The sequence below is a fragment of the Rummeliibacillus sp. GQ308 genome (genome assembly GCF_059759115.1).
This window is the reverse complement of sequence record NZ_JCAXDQ010000001.1, coordinates 1,218,844-1,237,464: the sequence shown is the minus strand read 5'-3', so window position 1 is coordinate 1,237,464 and position 18,621 is coordinate 1,218,844. Positions and strand designations below refer to the sequence as shown.

General features: G+C 36.8%; 16 protein-coding genes and 1 pseudogene. 1 reads left to right on the top strand and 16 read right to left on the bottom strand.

Annotated features, from left to right (window positions below; all coding sequences use genetic code 11):
- Positions 1-147: 147 nt before the first annotated feature.
- Positions 148-2,196: a sigma 54-interacting transcriptional regulator gene (locus AC6CHJ_RS06065; protein WP_498287672.1), complete on the bottom strand. Its 2,049-nt coding sequence runs from the start codon at positions 2,194-2,196 to the stop codon at positions 148-150.
- A 133-nt stretch (positions 2,197-2,329) separates the two neighbouring features.
- On the opposite strand from AC6CHJ_RS06065, the gene AC6CHJ_RS06060 reads away from it, so the two are divergent.
- Entirely contained in the window at positions 2,330-2,569 is a 240-nt protein-coding gene (locus AC6CHJ_RS06060) for a DUF2627 domain-containing protein (protein ID WP_147195066.1), read from the top strand.
- Positions 2,570-2,647: 78 nt separating this feature from the next.
- Here the strand turns inward: AC6CHJ_RS06060 and AC6CHJ_RS06055 are convergent, their stop codons facing one another.
- The 15 genes and pseudogenes from AC6CHJ_RS06055 to nusB form a co-directional block, all read right to left on the bottom strand.
- Complete coding sequence (locus AC6CHJ_RS06055; protein WP_392994236.1) at positions 2,648-3,370, bottom strand: glycerophosphodiester phosphodiesterase; 723 nt, start codon at positions 3,368-3,370, stop codon at positions 2,648-2,650.
- Positions 3,363-4,824, bottom strand: a pseudogene (locus AC6CHJ_RS06050) (flagellar assembly protein A). The gene AC6CHJ_RS06055 and the pseudogene AC6CHJ_RS06050 overlap by 8 nt, the downstream one beginning before the upstream one ends.
- A gap of 163 nt (positions 4,825-4,987) precedes the next feature.
- Positions 4,988-5,296 carry a hypothetical protein gene (locus AC6CHJ_RS06045; protein ID WP_392994242.1) on the bottom strand — a complete coding sequence of 103 codons (309 nt, stop codon included), beginning with the start codon at positions 5,294-5,296 and terminating at the stop codon, positions 4,988-4,990.
- 940 nt (positions 5,297-6,236) lie between these two features.
- Positions 6,237-6,659 (bottom strand): hypothetical protein, encoded by a 423-nt coding sequence (locus tag AC6CHJ_RS06040; protein ID WP_392994245.1) that lies wholly within the window; start codon positions 6,657-6,659, stop codon positions 6,237-6,239.
- Between the two features lie 595 nt (positions 6,660-7,254).
- Positions 7,255-8,046, bottom strand: coding sequence for a sporulation transcription factor Spo0A (spo0A, locus tag AC6CHJ_RS06035; RefSeq protein ID WP_066786694.1), 792 nt, complete (start codon positions 8,044-8,046; stop codon positions 7,255-7,257).
- 288 nt (positions 8,047-8,334) lie between these two features.
- Positions 8,335-9,294 carry a SpoIVB peptidase S55 domain-containing protein gene (locus AC6CHJ_RS06030; protein ID WP_147193607.1) on the bottom strand — a complete coding sequence of 320 codons (960 nt, stop codon included), beginning with the start codon at positions 9,292-9,294 and terminating at the stop codon, positions 8,335-8,337.
- Between the two features lie 120 nt (positions 9,295-9,414).
- Positions 9,415-11,115: a DNA repair protein RecN gene (recN, locus tag AC6CHJ_RS06025; protein ID WP_249775848.1), complete on the bottom strand. Its 1,701-nt coding sequence runs from the start codon at positions 11,113-11,115 to the stop codon at positions 9,415-9,417.
- Positions 11,116-11,135: 20 nt separating this feature from the next.
- Positions 11,136-11,585 carry a transcriptional regulator AhrC/ArgR gene (gene ahrC / locus AC6CHJ_RS06020; RefSeq protein WP_066786684.1) on the bottom strand — a complete coding sequence of 150 codons (450 nt, stop codon included), beginning with the start codon at positions 11,583-11,585 and terminating at the stop codon, positions 11,136-11,138.
- 97 nt (positions 11,586-11,682) lie between these two features.
- Positions 11,683-12,504: a TlyA family RNA methyltransferase gene (locus AC6CHJ_RS06015; RefSeq protein ID WP_392994250.1), complete on the bottom strand. Its 822-nt coding sequence runs from the start codon at positions 12,502-12,504 to the stop codon at positions 11,683-11,685.
- On the bottom strand, positions 12,501-14,411 hold the full coding sequence (dxs, locus tag AC6CHJ_RS06010; protein ID WP_147193610.1) for a 1-deoxy-D-xylulose-5-phosphate synthase: 1,911 nt from the start codon (positions 14,409-14,411) through the stop codon (positions 12,501-12,503). The genes AC6CHJ_RS06015 and dxs overlap by 4 nt, the downstream gene beginning before the upstream one ends.
- A 317-nt stretch (positions 14,412-14,728) precedes the next feature.
- Positions 14,729-15,613 carry a polyprenyl synthetase family protein gene (locus AC6CHJ_RS06005; RefSeq protein WP_498287666.1) on the bottom strand — a complete coding sequence of 295 codons (885 nt, stop codon included), beginning with the start codon at positions 15,611-15,613 and terminating at the stop codon, positions 14,729-14,731.
- Positions 15,610-15,852, bottom strand: a complete 243-nt coding sequence (locus tag AC6CHJ_RS06000; protein WP_392994255.1) for an exodeoxyribonuclease VII small subunit — start codon at positions 15,850-15,852, stop codon at positions 15,610-15,612. The genes AC6CHJ_RS06005 and AC6CHJ_RS06000 overlap by 4 nt, the downstream gene beginning before the upstream one ends.
- 2 nt (positions 15,853-15,854) lie before the next feature.
- Positions 15,855-17,204 carry an exodeoxyribonuclease VII large subunit gene (gene xseA / locus AC6CHJ_RS05995; protein ID WP_498288515.1) on the bottom strand — a complete coding sequence of 450 codons (1,350 nt, stop codon included), beginning with the start codon at positions 17,202-17,204 and terminating at the stop codon, positions 15,855-15,857.
- A gap of 129 nt (positions 17,205-17,333) precedes the next feature.
- A complete protein-coding gene (gene folD, locus AC6CHJ_RS05990; RefSeq protein ID WP_147193614.1) occupies positions 17,334-18,203 on the bottom strand; it encodes a bifunctional methylenetetrahydrofolate dehydrogenase/methenyltetrahydrofolate cyclohydrolase FolD in 870 nt (289 codons plus the stop codon).
- Positions 18,204-18,227: 24 nt separating this feature from the next.
- Entirely contained in the window at positions 18,228-18,602 is a 375-nt protein-coding gene (gene nusB, locus AC6CHJ_RS05985) for a transcription antitermination factor NusB (protein ID WP_147193615.1), read from the bottom strand.
- Positions 18,603-18,621: the final 19 nt, after the last annotated feature.

The window sequence follows — 18,621 nt, the reverse complement described above, 5'->3', positions numbered from 1 at the left end:
ATAAAAAATCTGGTTGTATCCAGTCAATAATATATAATGCAAGAAGCGTGCCAAAACTTTTTGCCTTATAAAATAAAAGTTTAAACAATTTCGACGTTTTTTTCAATGCATAGCCATGCAGATGTGTGCAGTTATTTGCACGTCATTTTATGCAAGTTCATATTTTTCTAATTTATAATACAAGCTTCTAATCGAAATTTGCAACGCTTTAGCAGTCTGAGTTTTATTATATCTATTGTCCTTGAGAGCGGTTTCAATAATTCTTTTTTCATATTGGGCCATTGCTTCATCCAATGTTCCGTTATATATTTCTTCTTCTACTTTGCCCTCTACAGTTGAAGTTTTTTGCGCCGAAATTTGCACATAGTTTTCCTGTAATTCTGTTTCAGTAGCAGGCATAAAGATCATTGCCCGCCCAATCACATTCTCTAATTCTCTTACATTACCAGGCCATTGATAGTTTCTTAACTTTTGAATTACTCCTCTAGTCACCTTTGTTACATTTCGACCATACTCACGGTTGAGTTTTTGAAGCAGACGATCTACAAGCTGCGGGATATCTTCAAGTCTGTTTCGAAGTGGTGGTATATAAATTGGCATGCGATTAAGCCTGTAGTAGAGATCCTCTCGAAACGTATGGTCATGAAGCGCTTTTTCCATATTGACATTTGTGGCTGCAATGATACGGACATCTATAGGAATGGGTTTTGTAGCGCCCACTCTAACAATCTCATGTTCTTGTAAAACACGTAAAAGTTTGGCCTGGGTGCTAAGCGACAGCTCGCCAATTTCATCTAAAAAGATACTACCTCCGTTCGCCTCTTCAAAAAGCCCACGCTTGCCGCCTTTTTTAGCTCCAGTAAAGGCACCTTCTTCATAACCAAACAATTCGCTTTCCAATAAATTTTCAGCAATTGCCGCACAATTGACTCTAATAAACTTCTCATAGTGGCGATTACTTTCACTATGTATTGCATGGGCAAATAATTCTTTCCCTGTACCTGATTCGCCCCTTAGAAAGACCGTCACCGGCGTTTTTGCAGCGAGCTTAGCTTGTTCAATCGCAAGCTTCATTTCTTCTGAATCGCCGATTATATCATCGAAAACATACTTTGATTCTAGTGTTCGTATAATTGTTTTCGCTTGGCTCAATTCCTTAGATAAGTTGCGCATCTCTGTTACATCATGGATGACCCCTACGCTGCCTTTAAGCTCATCTTCAACTAGAATTGGCGCCACATTGACGATAACTTCTCTTTTGGAAGGTCCTAAGCGCAAATTAACTCCTCGTATCGGCTTTTTGGTTTCAAGCACTTTTAAATGCATACTCTCACCTTCTGAAATATCGGTAGTTGCAGGCTTACCGATAATCTCTTCAGGTGACAAGCCTGTAATCCTTGTATAAGCCGGATTGACTACAATACCTCTTCCCTTCTCATCCACTACAGAGATCGCGTCGTCGCTCGATTGTATAATAGCTTCTAGCATCTTTTTTACTTCTTTCAGATCAGTAATCTCTTCCGCTAAGGCAACAACTTCAGAAATATCTTTAAATATTGCAAGTACACCAATTTGTTCTGACTTTTCATCTACCATTGGAATTTTGGAAAGCACGACCTTTTTTCCGGATGGAAGAATTAATTCTTGATTTGTCTCTGCTTGACCTGTTTCAATCACCTGCTCAAGTTCAAGAGCATTCATAACGTCTTTATAATGCTTGCCAACTGCTTTTTCTATTGGTGTATTAGTAAGTCGCATAGCACTTTGATTATAAAAAATAATTTCTCCTTTTTGATTAACGCTCATCATGCCTTCATCTATAGAGTTAAAGATAATTTGCTGTCTTCTAGAAAATGCTTGGATTTTTTGAATATAATAATCTTTCTCCTGCAAAAGTTTGATAATAATCTCAATCACGCTACCCGGTATCACAGTCGTATTATGTGGTAACTCCTCGACCAATTCGTCATAGACCTTCGGATTACCAGTTACATCAATCGCCATATCGATAGAAGCATTCTTAAAATCACGCCAGTCATTTGCTGTAGCAATTCCTGACTTTTTAGCTTCTTTTATGCCTTTAGCATTATCATTCTTATCGATAACAGCCACTGTTTGCCAGTCTGACGAATGTGCGAGTAATTGCAGAATGGCTGTACCTCCTTTTCCTGCACCTACAATCATAATCCTATGCATTCTTATTCACTCCTTCCAAATATGTATGAAAATTCTTTCATATGGTTAGCTATCATCTTATCGGAAGTTTCCTATCTTGACAATGTGCAGGATACAAGTAAAAATGGATTATATTAGAGGAGTTGAACCAAAAATGGGGCGTTTTATTGCTTTTGTCATTCTAGCCATACCCGCTATTATGGCAGCAGCGGGTATCAAATTAATGCGAGATACATTTTTCGCCAAGTTATTCGATCCGATTCCATATCTTTGGCTACAATTTGTAATAGGGATTGTATTGTTTTTAATCGGCTTTGGATTTTTTGCCGGCTTTTTATTAAACCGTGATCGCAGAAATGGACGAGTTGCGCAAAAATATACAAAGAAAAAATAACATTGTGCAAAAAGCACCGACAAGAACGTAGTGTTCTCTTCGGTGCTTTTTGTATAATTATCTGAGCTTTACATTGATTTATATAGTCTCCTGCATTTTCCGCACTTTCTCTGGATAGTCAGTAATCCATCCGATAACCGCATCATGCGGTTCTTTCAGAAATTGTTCATCACCTGTAATGTTATAAAAGCGGCATTTTCTTCCTTGAGCAGTAAGTGCATCAAGATACCTATTTTTATAATAACGCGATTTATTCGCATGAATTACATCTACGTATGGCAATTTGTCTAACTCTGCCCAGTTCAATTTCTTTGTTGCAATTAAGGCGGTCTCTATTCTTGGCGCTATTTCTTTTGCCTTTTCTAGCAATTCAGGATGAAACGATGAAATATGTAAATTTGGTATTTCACTACATTTCGCCACAGTCTCTCTTAGAGCGCTTTCATCTTGAAGCAGTGACTCTTTTAATTCCACATTAAGGGGTACAGAATGGACTTTGTGCCAACCTAGAAACTCATCAAACGTGCTAATTTTAGCTCCGCTAAACCTTCTAAAGAAAAATTTTCCAACATGTAATAGTTTAACCTGTTGGTAATACAAATTCGAAATCAGCTCATTTTTCCCTGTAAGACGCCTTAAATTATGATCATGAATCACAACTGGAATATGATCTTTCGTCGCTTGAATATCTAATTCTATACCATCTGCCCCTGATTCTAACGCTAATTCAAAAGCATCTAGCGTATTTTCAATACCTCGAGCAGAAGCGCCTCTATGCGCAAAAACGAGCGGTCTAGACATTTAAAACACCACTTTCCAATTTAAATTCTCCTTTCGTCATTTGTTGAATAGTTGATCTTTCAGAACCTATTTGGAGAGTTGTCTCTGGATATGCAGCTTTGGTAATGGAAATTTTTTCATTACCACTACTCTTCAGTAGATGCAAAATCTCATCTATTTCATATTCAAGTATCTCAATTTGAGATTCCTTTTCTTTTATATTACTAGCAATCTTATCGTACGTTTGGCGCTGAGCTGGCATCATTTTATTCAAGAACTTTTGCAATTGAGCTATCTTTGCGATCCGGGAGTGAAATAATCAGGTCTGTTTTACGACCAAGCTGATTGCCAACCCATGCTGCATGAATCGAATTTTTTGCGCAAATACTTCCACCTATAAGTTTACCCTTATTTTCATCGACTCTGATATTTTGTGCCTTCATATCTGTACTGATGGCATATGTACTTATAAAAATGGTTTCTTTCGCAGCTAAATAGCAGTCATTGGTATACTGTACATAAATATTTTGACCCGCCATCACTTTCGTAATTTTGTTACCATATATACCTCCACAAACATAGACATCTCCGTGAGTAGATTGTATAAGTTCAGCTCCAGTTACACCTTCTTTGCTCTCAATCAGTATGTCACCTGTCGCCTTGACTGTAAATCCAGGTAGAATAGTTCCTCGAATAGTAATCGAGCCTGTGAACTCCAGATTGCCCGTTTCGACTCCCACATCACTCGGTATTTGAAGGTGTTTCTGAACTGATAAAGGAGGATAAGGATGCTCGATGACACCATCGAAAGATGCGTGGATGGTCACTATACCACTCGACTCTTTTTCATAAATAGATTTTTCATCATAAACCAACGTAAAATCTTTACCATCCATTGCCTCTATTCGTTGTCCTAAAACACTTTTCCCCGGAATTCCTTTCTTCGCAGGAATTTTTTCTCCTAACCATTCATCTTTTTTCACTTCCTGAATAAAGTTGATATCATAATGGTTTGCACGGCCATTATCAAGGATTTGGGGTTTCTTTTTTGGAAAGCTTTTATATGTAATCTTCGCATCTTCACCCTTTTGGGGAGGTTGGCCTTTTGCTATGACTGTTGGTTTGCCTAATAGAACAGTTTCAAGCGAAAGGGTTATATAACCATATTGGACACCCGCATTTTCTGCTGCTTCTTTAATTTGTTTATTCATAATCAACTCATCCTGAAATAGAGATGCAGGATGATCATTAATATACATAGTAGCTGCCATACCGTCACGTGCTATAACGATTTCAATGGGCGGCAGCCAATAGCCAATTTCTTGTTCTTCTTTTGAACAATTTAAAAAGACACTTCGCAATGCTTGAAAACCATTTAATTTAATTCTTTTGAATTTTTTTAATACAGGCTCAAACTCTTTTAAAGAATAACCTTCTTTTTTAACTAATACATAGACAATCGCTTCTTTTTCCATAAGCATAATCCAATCATTTTCAAAAAGAACCAACTTAAAAACCTCCCATCATTCTTTAATTATAGCACTTATTTCCTAATGTACAAAAATCTCCATTTACTCCTCTATTGATAAGATAGTAAATGAAGATAAGATTTAAATATTTCTAGCACTTTTAATTCTTTTAATTCCCCCTATAACTAGCTCCATACTTTTCTAAGTACGAAATTTCCCCTTTTTTAAACAATGTATTATAGCTATAAGAAATATTATAGTCATTCGAACTATTTTCTATTTTTTTATAGTATTTGTTAGGTAATTTTAGTTTGTATTGGTTTAATTTTATATAATAGGTATTGTCTACTTTAGAAATATCTTTTTTCTCAACTGTATATCTACCGTCTGCTATCTCTTCATAAAATAGTTTATTAATTCCCCAAAAACAAAAGAGGATGAAGATAAATAAAATAATCCATTTTGTTAGCTTCCCCAAAGCAATTCCTCCTTTTGTTATACTGATTACATTTATAATATACATTGATGGATTTAAAGATTCATTAATCAATAATTAAATAGCTCTGGAACTCCCCTTAAAAATCACCACTTCCTCAAATATCTTTGTTCACTTTGCAACATAATCTCCACTACAGAGTACATTACAGGTAAAAAATTCACTAAATAAAGCTAATCGTGCATTATACTATCTACATATCTATTTTGAAGGAGCTCTATTTCTTGAATGGACTGGCCCCATAAAAATTCATAACAAGAAACTTAACAAAAGAAAAAAAGCAAAAGAAATTTCTAAAACTGTACTTTATATTACAAATAGCATTTAATGATAAGTGGTTGTTTTACCCCATTTATTTTAATAATTCATTCAATATATTAATTTAAAGTACAATTTCAGGAAAATTAATTAATGAAAGGAGAAGTATTGATGTTGGGCGGAATTCATTGGAGTTACATGTTAGTTCATCTTTTTGTCATTTGGCTAATAGTTTTAATAACCGTACTTATTAGAAGAAAAAATTTGAATTCAACAAATAAACATTATATTACTATTGCTGCAATTATTATTGTTTTTCTTACTGTTCTACACTTTTTAGGATACCAAATATCTTTCATTTTTAGATTAATCGAATGGTCTAGCAAATTTATCTTACCCTGGATAGCACTATATTGGCTAACTAGAGCAATAAAGCTATTAGAAAAAAAGATAAAATAATGTAAAAGAGAGCGATTGTTCATTATAAGAACAGTCGCTTTTTTTATTTAACTAACATTTCAAAGCAAATTAATTATCATCCTCTTACTGTACCTGTTATTTTTATCATTATTTTATTTTTGAGCAATGAAGCCGTTTTTTCTATCAAACAAAAAAGACAGTCTTATAAGCCGCACTTTATAAATTTCCTAACCTTTTTGTAATTTCAGCTGCTGGGAAGATCCCTATTAAAAGATACTTCGCCTACCTCTTCAATATTAATGGTTAATACTTGCCAATCCTCTACTCCGAACAAGGATTCACCAATTGACGAATATATTGTTTCAGCTAAATCTTTTTTACTTAAAAGGTCGTCTTCAGCTAATTTAATTGTAGCTTTAATTTCATTGCCCTTATTACTGAATTTAGTTATTTTATCGCCTTCACGGATGCTGTCGCTAATTATTTCTTTAAAATCAACATCATCTGATTCATTTTCCAATTCTTCAGTTGGTACTGATTCTTCCGTTTCTGTTTGGGCTTGTACTTGCACTGATTCAGATTCAGCAGATCTGTCTTCATCGTTATTTCCACATGCAGCTAGTAATAATAGAAATAATACGTCGGTAAATAATATGTATTTTTTCATAGTATTCCTCCTATTTTTTACATTTAACAAATACTATAGCATATCTAATAAAATAAATTAGGATTGTTGAATAAAAATGCTAGTAGCTCCTGGTGGTTAAGTGATGCATATTTTAATGATCAGCTAGTGGTTTCAAGGAGCTTAATTGCTGAAATATTTTCAATAGGATTATCTTGATTTCTCTTTAGGCTTGTAAAAAATTAAAGCAATTGTTGTATCAGATCATTGTTTTTTATAGTATTTAGCGACTTTTCTATTGCGGTAACTGTATATTTACCTCTTTCGTAGAATTATCAATATTTAATTCTTGCTTTATATAATTTATAACAAGTGTTAATGATATGTGATAACTTCTTAAAGTTTTTTGCGATAAATGTTTTAAATCTAATTACAACATAAACAGTTCAACTGTAAGTAAATTTCTATAAAATTTTTCTATAGAAAGCAAAAAAGCACACCTCCAGTTGTTGAATTTTACATAAACTCAATAAATGGAAATGTGCTATATAATACAATTATTTAATAGTAGTTTATTGCTTCATAAATAATTACAATGGCAATTTACTATTATTCTATTTCAAGGCTTTAAACCGCTTTAAACAGCCACCATTTCAATACGAATCTTATCAGCGATCATAGCGATAAATTCTGAATTGGTTGGCTTAGATTTTAAGTGATGGACTGTATAACCAAACATTTTGGAAATAGATTCGTAGTTTCCGCGATTCCATGCGACTTCGATCGCATGGCGAATTGCACGCTCTACACGTGAAGGAGTTGTATCAAATTTCTTTGCAATATCTGGGTACAGAATTTTAGTAATGGAACCTAGTAAATCTACATCAAGATATACCATTTGAATGGCTTCTCGTAAATATGCATAGCCTTTGATATGTGCTGGAACACCTATTTCTTTAATTATTGCTGTAATAGTTGCATCTAATTGGCGCTGATCCATCTTTTGTGGAGTGGAGCTTTGCAGGACACTAACCCTTTTTTGTTTTTCCACTTTTTTACCGCCCACTTGCAGTATTTTAGACGCTAAACGATCATATTCAAAAGGCTTTAGCATAAAGTAAGATGCACCAAGCTCTGCTGCTTGTTTCATTACATCTTCTTGTCCAAATGCAGTCAACATAATTACTTGCATACTATTAAGCTGTGGGTTTTCATGGATCGTTTCCAATACAGCCAACCCGTCAAGGTGCGGCATAATTATATCTAATAACAGCACATCCGGCACTTGGCTTTCCAGCATTTTCAAACATTGTTTGCCATTTGTCGCTGTGCTGATTACATCAATTTCTGGTTGCTGTGACAGATACTCCTCCAGAGCTTTCACCAACTCACTATTATCATCCACAATTGCAACTTTTACTTTGTTCATACAGGACTCCTCCTTCATTTTTCCCAAGATTCAATCTGATTTTTGTTTCTTGCATAAATCTAGACATACGTTTGATACAAAATGGTAAATTCGACATCTTTACGGATAGCCCTTCAATTTTTTGAAAAATGAGTATGAAGGAATATGAATAATTTCAATTTCGACAATATTATGTAAATTAATTCGTGGTGTTTATTGACTATTATTGTAACAGATTTTTTGTAAAAAGAATACCAAATAAAAAGAAGAAAAAGCTGTCTCTTTCTTAGAGACAGCTAAAAATAAATTTTATGCAGGTTGATTTTTAAGCATTTCAGTAATTGGCAACGCAGCGCCTTTTTCCGGGCTTTCAATATACATGTGAGTAACCGCCCCGGCAAAATGACCATTTTGAATAATTGGGCTTCCGCTCATCCCTTGCAAAATTCCACCTGTTTTTTCTTTTAAGACAGGATCCGTTACTTCTATTTGAAAACTTTTGTTGTTCACTTTTGTAATCGTGATATCGAAGGTTTCTACCTTTTTTCCTTGAATAGTTGTTAATATTTTGGCCGGGCCTTTTTTAATTTGAGATGGCTGCATAATTTCAATTGCTTTTGGCAATGATGGTTGTAAAGTGTTTTGCCATTTTCCAAAAATGCCATATGAACTATTTAGCTCAATATCTCCAATTTCGCCATTTCCATTCTCTACAGAAGAAATTTTGTAACCTGGTTCTCCTGGAATACTTTTCTTAATATGTTCTATTCGCGCATAAAAAATGGACCCATCATTAAAATTCGGCGGTTCCTGCAATATCTGGTCAATAATCTGATGGCCAAGCGCTCCATATTGTTTTGTTTCTGGATCTAAAAAAGTGAGTGTTCCAATCCCATCTGTCTCGTCGCGCAAAAAATTCATGACAGATGCCATTTCTTCTTTCCGCACTTTGACGGTTTGATCTTCCCCATCTCGTCCAACTGTCATCTTAATGGCATCTTTTGATGAACTTTTCAAGATTTGATGGATGTTCTCAAGCTTCTTGATTTTAGTCTTATTCACTTTCTTGACGATATCTCCTCTTTTTAGCCAGCTTCCTTCTTGCAACAAGACATCATTTGAAACCGTCACATTTGCCAGCTGCAATTCCACACCGATTGAATCCCCCATTGGTATCACCTTCTTAGCGGCGCTTGCCATTGTCGACATGGATAACAGTATTCCCAGCAAAATAATCAAGCTCAAGAAAGAGCGCTTTGCATTTCTCATATGCCACCTCCTTTTTTAATTATCATGGCTATAATTGAGATAGTTATGAAAGGTAAATATTTGTGCACCTATTTGGCGTATAAAAAAACACCTCACATTTATGTAAGATGTTTTGCTATTTTATGCATGCATTGTTTTCTTTCTTTCATTTGCAATGTCGATCAATTCTTTAGCATGTTGGAAAGTCAGATCTGTTACTTCTGCACCAGACATAATTCTGCTAATTTCACCAATCCGATCATCATCAAAAATCTCAGTCAAAGATGTAAATGTTCTGTGTGCATCTTCTTGCTTTTGGATATAATAATGATGATCAGCCATTGCGGCAACTTGAGGCAAATGAGAAATACATAAAACCTGTGAATGTATTGAAACCGCTGCAATTTTTTCAGCAATAGCTTGAGCAACTCGTCCGCTAACGCCAGTATCGACTTCATCAAATATAATGGAAGTAATACCATTAGATGAAGAAAAAATCGTTTTAAGCGCTAGCATGACACGTGAAAGTTCCCCGCCAGACGCGATTTTCGTCAATGGTTTAGGCGGTTCTCCTATATTTGTCGCAATATAAAAGACAACACGGTCAACTCCATATTGATCAAATTGACCAGGAGCCAATGTTTCAAAATGAACACTAAATTCGGCTTTTTCCATATACAATTCACGTAACTGCTGCATAATGGAAAAAGACAACTGTTCCCCTACAATTTTGCGAATACTTGTTAGTTTTTCGGCGGTTTTTTGCAATGTTTTTTGCAATGTCATTAATTGCTGTTCTTTTTTTTGGATATTTTCATCTCTGTTTAAGAGAGATGCCAATTCCTCGCCTATTTTTTCACGATACGTTAGAATTTCTTCTAAAGTATGCCCATATTTACGCTTCATTGATCCAATAAGAGCTAAACGTTGCTCTACTTCATTCAGCCTCTCTGGATCAAATTCAAGCTCATCCAGAATATTTTTCACTCCAAATGCAGCTTCTTGCAAATTGTAAAATGCGTTCGATACAGCTTCTGAATACTCATTAAAGCTTTCGTCAACAGTAGCCACATCCTCTAATGCGGACATAGCTTGACCAATCCAATCAAGCCCTTTTGATTCACCTAAAATGGTTTCGTGCGCTGTACTTGCACCTTCAAATATTTTGTTGAAATTTAGCAGTCTTCTGCGTTCTTCCATTAATTCATCTTCTTCATTAGGCACAAATTTGCATGCATCAATTTCTTTGATTTGAAACTGAAAGAGATCAATTTTTTGTGCCACTTGTTGCTCATTAACTGAAATCGCAGCAAGCTCCTTTTTCAACAGGCGATATTCTTCGTATTGCGAAATATACAGCGTTTTTTGATCTGTGATTTGATCTCCTGCGAATTGATCAAGCAACGAAAGGTGATGCTTATCATCCATTAATTCTTGGCTTTCGTGCTGGCCGTGAATGTCGATTAATGTTGCACCTATTTCCCTAAGTAATGATAGTGGGACAAGTTTTCCGTTGACTCGGCAAACACTTTTGCCGTTATCATTTAAGTCTCGTCTAAGGATGACCGAGCCTTCTTCTATATCAATGCCAGCTTCCGCACATTTAGAATATGCTGTATGCATCGATGAAGATAGGGTAAAAAGTCCTTCTAATTCGGCTTTTTTCGCCCCATGGCGAATAAATTCTTGAGATCCTCGCCCTCCTGCAAGAAGTTGCACGGCATCGATAATAATAGACTTCCCTGCCCCAGTTTCTCCAGTCAAGACCGTTAATCCTTCTTGAAAGTCGACCGTCAGATCTTCAATAATAGCGAAATTTTTAATTGACAGTTCTTTTAACAAGTTTCACACCCCGTTTACAGCTATAACATTTCCAACAAGCGATCTTTAATAAGGTTTCTTTCTTCATCTGCTCTGCAAATAATAAGAATTGTATCATCGCCGCAAATAGTTCCAAGAATTCCTTCCCAATCTAACCGATCCAATAAAGAACCGATTGCATGTGCGTTTCCTGGCAATGTTTTCATCACAAGCATATTGCTTGTACCATCTATAGACACAAAGGCATCCGCTAAAGCTCTATGCAGTTTTTGGATCGGATTAAAGCGTTGGTCTGCCGGTAAACTATATTTATAACGCCCATCATGCAATGGCACTTTTATTAAATGAAGTTCTTTAATATCTCTTGAAATGGTAGCTTGTGTCACATGGTAGCCTGCTTCTTTCAGCATATCCACTAATTCATCTTGTGTTTCTATCTCATTATTTGCGATCATATCGCGTATGCGAATATGTCTTTGGCTTTTATTCAACTGTGATCACCTCGTGCATAATTATGCTTATCTTAAATAAGGTAACATTTTTCCTATTGTTATACAAGAAAAAACACGGCCGTGAGTCGTGGCCGCGTTATTTCAATTGTTGATGTGCTTCATTTACTAACTTGTTGAAATCAGTAAATGAATGGACTTCCTCACCATTCTGAGGATTGTATAGATGGAATAAAAATTCAATATTTCCCTCTCCACCTGTAATTGGTGAGTAGGATGCATCTTTTAATACGAAACCAGTATTTTCAGCAAAGTTAGCCACTTTTTCTAATACTTCAAGATGTGTCTTAGCCTCTCGGACAATTCCTTTTTTCCCAACTTTATCTTTCCCTGCTTCAAATTGCGGTTTTACAAGTGCAATTACATCGCCCGTTGGTAATAACAATGTTTTCAAAACAGGTAAAATTAATTCAAGAGAAATAAATGAAACGTCGATTGTTGCAAAGTCTGGTAAACCAGAATCGAAGTTAACTGGTGTGACATAACGGAAATTGGTTTTTTCCATCACCGTTACACGTTCATCTGATCGTATTTTCCAAGCGAGTTGGTTTGAGCCTACATCTAGTGCATAACAGTGTTTTGCACCATTTTGCAGCGCACAATCAGTAAAGCCGCCTGTAGAAGATCCGATGTCCAACATAAGCTTTCCTGAGACATCTACATCAAATATATTTAAAGCCTTTTCTAATTTGAGACCACCGCGACTCACATACGGCAATTGTTGGCCTTTAATTTGAAGATCTGCATCAACTGGAATTTTTTCGCCCGCTTTGTCTACACGCACTTCTTTAGAAAAAACTTGGCCTGCCATGATCAAGCGTTTGGCTTTTTCACGTGTTTCGCAGAGGCCCCGTTGTACAAGCAATACATCTACTCGTTCTTTCGGCATTTTCGTTGTCATTTTGTTTCTAAACCCGCTTGCTTCTTAGATTTTTTATCGATAAGATGAAGCACGCTTTCTACAGCGTCTTCTTCTGTCATATGCAAATCACGTAGCAATAAGTCTACATTCCCGTGTTCAACAAATACATCAGGAATGCCCATGCGGTCAACTAAATCCGTATCATAACCATGGTCGTTTGCAAACTCTAACACAGCGCTCCCAAAACCACCTTCAAGCATGGCTTCTTCTATCGTAAGAATAGGCTTTTTGCTTTCAAATAAACGATGAAGCATATCTTCATCCATAGGCTTAATGAAACGAGCATTAATAATTTCCGTTTTGATACCTTTAGTAGCTAAGAGATCAGCTGCAGCTTTTGCCATTGGAATAGTGGTTCCGAACGTTAGAATTGCTGCATCAGTACCATCCTGTAATACTTCCCAAGTACCAATGTCAATCGGTTGCAATTCTTCATCCAACGGTACTCCTAAACCATTACCTCTTGGATAACGGAGTGCAATTGGACCTGCATCGTAATCAAGTGCCGTTTTTACCATATGCTGCCCTTCATTTTCATCTTTAGGCATCATAATCACCATGTTCGGCATGTGACGTAAAAAGGCAATATCGAATACACCTTGGTGTGTTTCGCCATCTGCTCCCACCAAGCCTGCGCGGTCGATACCAATAAATACATTTAACTTTTGTCTGCAAATATCATGTAAAACTTGGTCATATGCACGTTGTAAGAATGTAGAGTAAATCGCAAGGAATGGTTTCGTTCCTTCTGCTGCCATCCCAGCTGCCATCGTAGTAGCATGTTGTTCTGCAATCCCTACATCAAAGAACCTATTTGGGAACTCTTTTGCAAATCCCTCTAATTTGGAACCCACTGGCATTGCAGGAGTGATGGTTACAACACGAGGATCCTTACGTGCAATGCGTGTGACTGTATCAGCAACCAATTTTGACCATGCAGGAGCTGTTGTTGAAGATTTAATAAAATCTCCTGTTTCAATTTTATATGGCCCAGTGCCATGCCAAGTACCAACAGTATCGTTTTCAGCAGGCGTATAGCCTTTTCCTTTTTTTGTTACAACGTGAATAAGGACAGGCCCTTGCGTTTTTTTAGCATTTTGTAACGTGTCTTCAAGGCTTTCAAAGCTATGACCATCAATTGGTCCGAGATAGGTAAAGCCTAATTCTTCAAAGAAAATGCCTGATACAAGCAAGTATTTCAAACTATCTTTCACACGTTCAGCTGTTGAAGCTAACTTACCACCAACAGCAGGGATTTTCTTTAAAAGTCCCTCTAATTCATCTTTTGCTTTATTGTATTGACTCGCCGTGCGAAGGCGACCTAACACATTATGCAGAGCACCTACGTTAGGCGCAATAGACATCTCATTATCATTTAGAATCACAATCATATTTTTTTGTTCATGTCCGATATGGTTCAAAGCTTCTAACGCCATACCGCCTGTTAAAGCACCGTCACCAATAATAGGAACAATATAGTTATGTTCGCCTTTGACATCGCGGGCTGCTGCCATTCCCATTGCTGCTGAAAGGGATGTAGAACTGTGCCCTGTTTCCCACACATCATGTTCGCTTTCACTGCGTTTCGGGAAACCACACAATCCCTTATATTGTCTAAGTGAATCAAATTCACAAGCGCGTCCAGTCAAAATTTTGTGGACATACGCTTGATGGCCGACATCGAAAAGTAATTTATCTTCTGGGCTATTAAAAGCTCGATGCAAAGCTATCGTTAATTCAACAACCCCAAGATTTGGGCCAATATGACCTCCAGTATGAGCGCACTTTTCAATTAGAAACTTACGTATATCTTCACTAAGGTCCTGTAGTTGTTTTGTTGTACATTCTTTTAGAAAGGATGGACTAGATATCTGTGTTAAATCCATCGCCATCACACACCTTTTCATTATAGATTCATCGCACATTGTTGTTTTACACTATTATAACAGTGATAAAGTAAAACTTCACACATTGGGGGTCTTTTTTCTTCCCACATGAATTTTAGGATCATTTAATATGACATTAATAGACCTAACCCAGTATAGAGTATGAACTCAATTGGTTCAACTTAGCCTCTACATTTGAGAAAGCATCGTTCAGCCTTTCTTCACTGTTATAAACAGCTTTAAGAGAGTTTCCCCAAACATACATGGAAAATTGCTCAATAAAAGCATAGTAAACAATTGCACAAAATTTTGAGCTGTTACTTGTTACGATGAACAATATATTCAGCAAATTCTTTAAGTAAAATACTGTCAGAAGGCAATTTATCTAACGCTTCGATTGCTAAACGGAAATGTTTTTGCAATTTCTTGTTTGCCCCATCAAGTGTTAATAATGCAGGGTATGTGCTTTTGTCGCTTGCTACATCTTTGCCTGCTGTCTTACCAAGCTGCTCTGTGGTACCTACTACGTCTAAAATATCATCTTGTATTTGGAAGCATAATCCAATGTGATGGGCATATTCTGCCAATATGCTTCTTTCATCTGCTGTTGCATTAGCAAGTATAGCACCAGCTTCTATGCTAAAGCGAAGGATAGCACCTGTTTTATTAATATGGACTTTTTCTAGTTCTTCTAACGTCAGCTGCTTTTCTTCACCCTGAATATCTAGAATTTGACCGCCGACCATACCTTCCGCGCCAGCTGCAATACTTAATAGGTTGATGAGTTCTAAACGTTTCTCTGCATCCACATGTTGCATTCTAGCTAGTATGCCAAAAGCTAGAGTATTTAACGCATCACCAGCAAGAGTGGCAAAGGCTTCGCCGAAAACTTTATGATTTGTTAATTTGCCGCGTCGATAATCATCATTATCCATACTTGGCAAATCATCATGGATTAAAGAGTAGGTATGAATCATTTCAATGACAGCACCGACAGTATAAGCTGCCTCATCTTTTACATTGAAATGATCCATAACAGCTAGCACAAATAAAGGGCGAACTCTTTTACCACCTGCATTCAGTGAATAAAGCATTGATTCCTTTAATATTTCCGGTGCTGTAATAATCTTCACAAGATCATCCATATGTTTTTCAACGAGTGGAATATTACTTTTCATGAATGATTGGAGTTGTAACGTCATTGTTTATTTCCCTCTTCTCCTGTAGGCTCGAACGGCTTTTCTTTGCCGCTTTCATCCATAATAGAGACAAGCTGTTCTTCTGCCTTTGTCAATTGGTCGTGGCAAAACTTTGATAGTTTCATTCCCTTTTTATACAGTTCAATTGCATCTTCAAGCGGCACTTCGCCTATTTCTAATACTTGTACAATCTCTTCTAATTCGTTAATTGAAGTTTGGAAGGTTTGTTTTTCATTAGCCATTTTTAGTCTCCTTTCTTCGTAACAGATACAATGGATGCTAAAGCTTTTCCGTCATGCAAGTGTAGTTCAATTTGATCTTGTGTGTGAAGGTCATCAACTGATTTGACAACAGTACCCTTCTGGTATGCAATACTGTACCCTCTTGTCATGATAGAAAGTGGATTTAACGCTTCCAAAGTTCTGATTGCAGAACGAAACTCTTCTTTTTTTTGATTGATTTGCCCTACAATTGCTTTTTGCAAAGCACTTTCTAAATTGATTACATTTTTCTTTTCTTGCTTAATTTGTGTTACCGGTGTGCGTATTGCCAAGGTTTGATCCAATCTTTGAATAAGCTGTTTTTGGTCTTTCACATAACGTACTGTCCCCTGTTGAAGCCTCTCATCTAAACGCATGAGCTGTTCGGTAAACGGTCGATAGAGCCTGTCAGGTAGACTGAGTGGATAGGATTTTTGCAAGCGGTCTAAACGGCTACGTTCGCTTCTAATTTTAGATTGAGTCAATTGAATTAGTTGAGCTTTTTTTGTGAGCAGATATTTCAAAAGTTCTTGGCTGCTTGGCACAGCAAGTTTTGCGGCTGCCGTCGGTGTTGCAGCTCTCGCATCTGCTACAAAATCAGCAATGGTCGTATCTGTCTCATGACCTACACCACTAATGATCGGCAACTTACTATTAAAGATAGCTCTTGCAACAATCTCTTCATTGAAAGCCCATAAATCCTCTATGGAACCTCCGCCACGACCAACAATTAATGTATCGATATTCGGTGTATTATTTGCCTGTTCAATTGCTTTCGCAATACTTTTGGCAGCATTTTCCCCCTGAACAAGTGCAGGAAAAATAACAATATCCACTAACTTATAGTGTTGTTTAATCGTCGTGCAAATATCACGGATAGCAGCACCAGTCGGAGCTGTCACAACTGCTATTCTTTGTGGAAAGGCTGGGATTTGTTTTTTATGGGTATCAGAAAATAGTCCCTCTTGCTGCAACTTCTCTTTTAATTGCTCAAATGCTAAGTAAAGACTACCTATACCCTCCGGTTCCATTTCTTCGGCATATAATTGATATTGCCCGCCGCCTTCGTAAACCGTTACATCCCCTTTAATCAACACTTTCATGCCATTTTCAGGTTTAAACTTCAATTTTTTAGCGCGCATAGCAAACATAACTGCTTTCACTTGCGACTTTTCATCTTTCAAGGTGAAGTAAATATGCCCAGACCCAATATGATGCTTCACATTGGAGAGTTCACCTTTAACATAAACATTGCGCAAATGAGGATCTGCATCAAACTTTTTTTTGATATATTTTGTAAGTGCTTGCACTGATAAATAAGGCATTGCCAAAATACGAAAACTCCTTATCTATACACTGGTAAAGATACCAGCGTTTATTCCTATTTCCCATTTCACAAAGATAGTTGTACTTATCAGTGAAATGGGCTGTCTTTCGCTAGAAAAACAGCCCATGTCTTCATATTATTTGACTAAAGGTTGTCTACTTGACTTCTTTTTGGCAGATTGCAATGTATTGTAAAGAAGCATTGTAATCGTCATAGGTCCGACTCCACCAGGTACAGGGGTAATAGCTGAAACTTTCTCAAAAACTGCATCGAAGTCAACATCCCCACAAAGTTTGCCATGATTATCTCTATTCATGCCTACATCAATCACGACTGCCCCATCTTTTACATCTTCTTTGCCGATTAACTTGGCACGGCCAGTCGCTACAACCAATATATCAGCTTGTTTTGTAATAGCACTTAAATCCTGTGTTTTAGAGTGGCAATACGTAACTGTTGCATCTTTTTTTAGTAGAAGCTGCCCCATCGGTATGCCAACTATATTGCTTCGGCCTACAACGACAGCATGCTTGCCTGCTACATCAACATTTGAGTATTCCAGCAGTTTCATAATCCCAGAAGGGGTACATGGCTGGAATGAGGGTTCACCAATCAGCATTTTACCTACATTGATTGGATGGAAACCGTCAACATCTTTATATGGAGATATAGCATCGATGATTTTTTGTTCATTGATATGTTTAGGCAACGGCAATTGCACTAAAATGCCATCAATCGCCGAATCAGTATTCAATTGTTCGATTTGAGATAACAGAGTATCTTCTGATATTTCGGCTTCAAATTGGATTAAACGCGAATAAATTCCTAGCTCTGAACAAGCTTTTTGCTTATTAGCCACATATGTATGCGATGCAGAGTCATCGCCGACCAAAATCACTGCTAAGCCAGGGGTAATGCCTTCACTCTTTAAGTCGTTCACTTCCTGTTGAATCGTTTCTCGAATCTTTCCACCAATTTCTTTACCATTGATCAATTTGCCTGACATTCTTTCCACCTCTATTTAAGGATTTTACGCAAATTTAGAAAGAACTCCATTCACAAATTTGCTGGATTGTTCATCGCCAAATGTCTTACTTAATTCAATTGCTTCATTTAATACAACACTTTTTGGTGTTTCAGGTGTAAATAACAGCTCATATGCTGCTAAACGCAAGATAGTGCGTTCAATTTTTGCTACGCGATCAAAAGACCAATTTTCAAGTTTTTCAGCTAGTGCTGCATCAATCTCCTGCAAATGCTCAGTTGTACCAGTTACTATCTTTTCATAGAACGTATCTGTCTCTTCACCCATGATATGCTCCATTGCTTCTTGTACTGTCAGCTCTGTATTTTCTAATTGGAAAAGGGTTTGTAATGCTTTTTCCCGCGCTTCTCGTCGCTTCATCTAAAATGTGCTCCTTTTA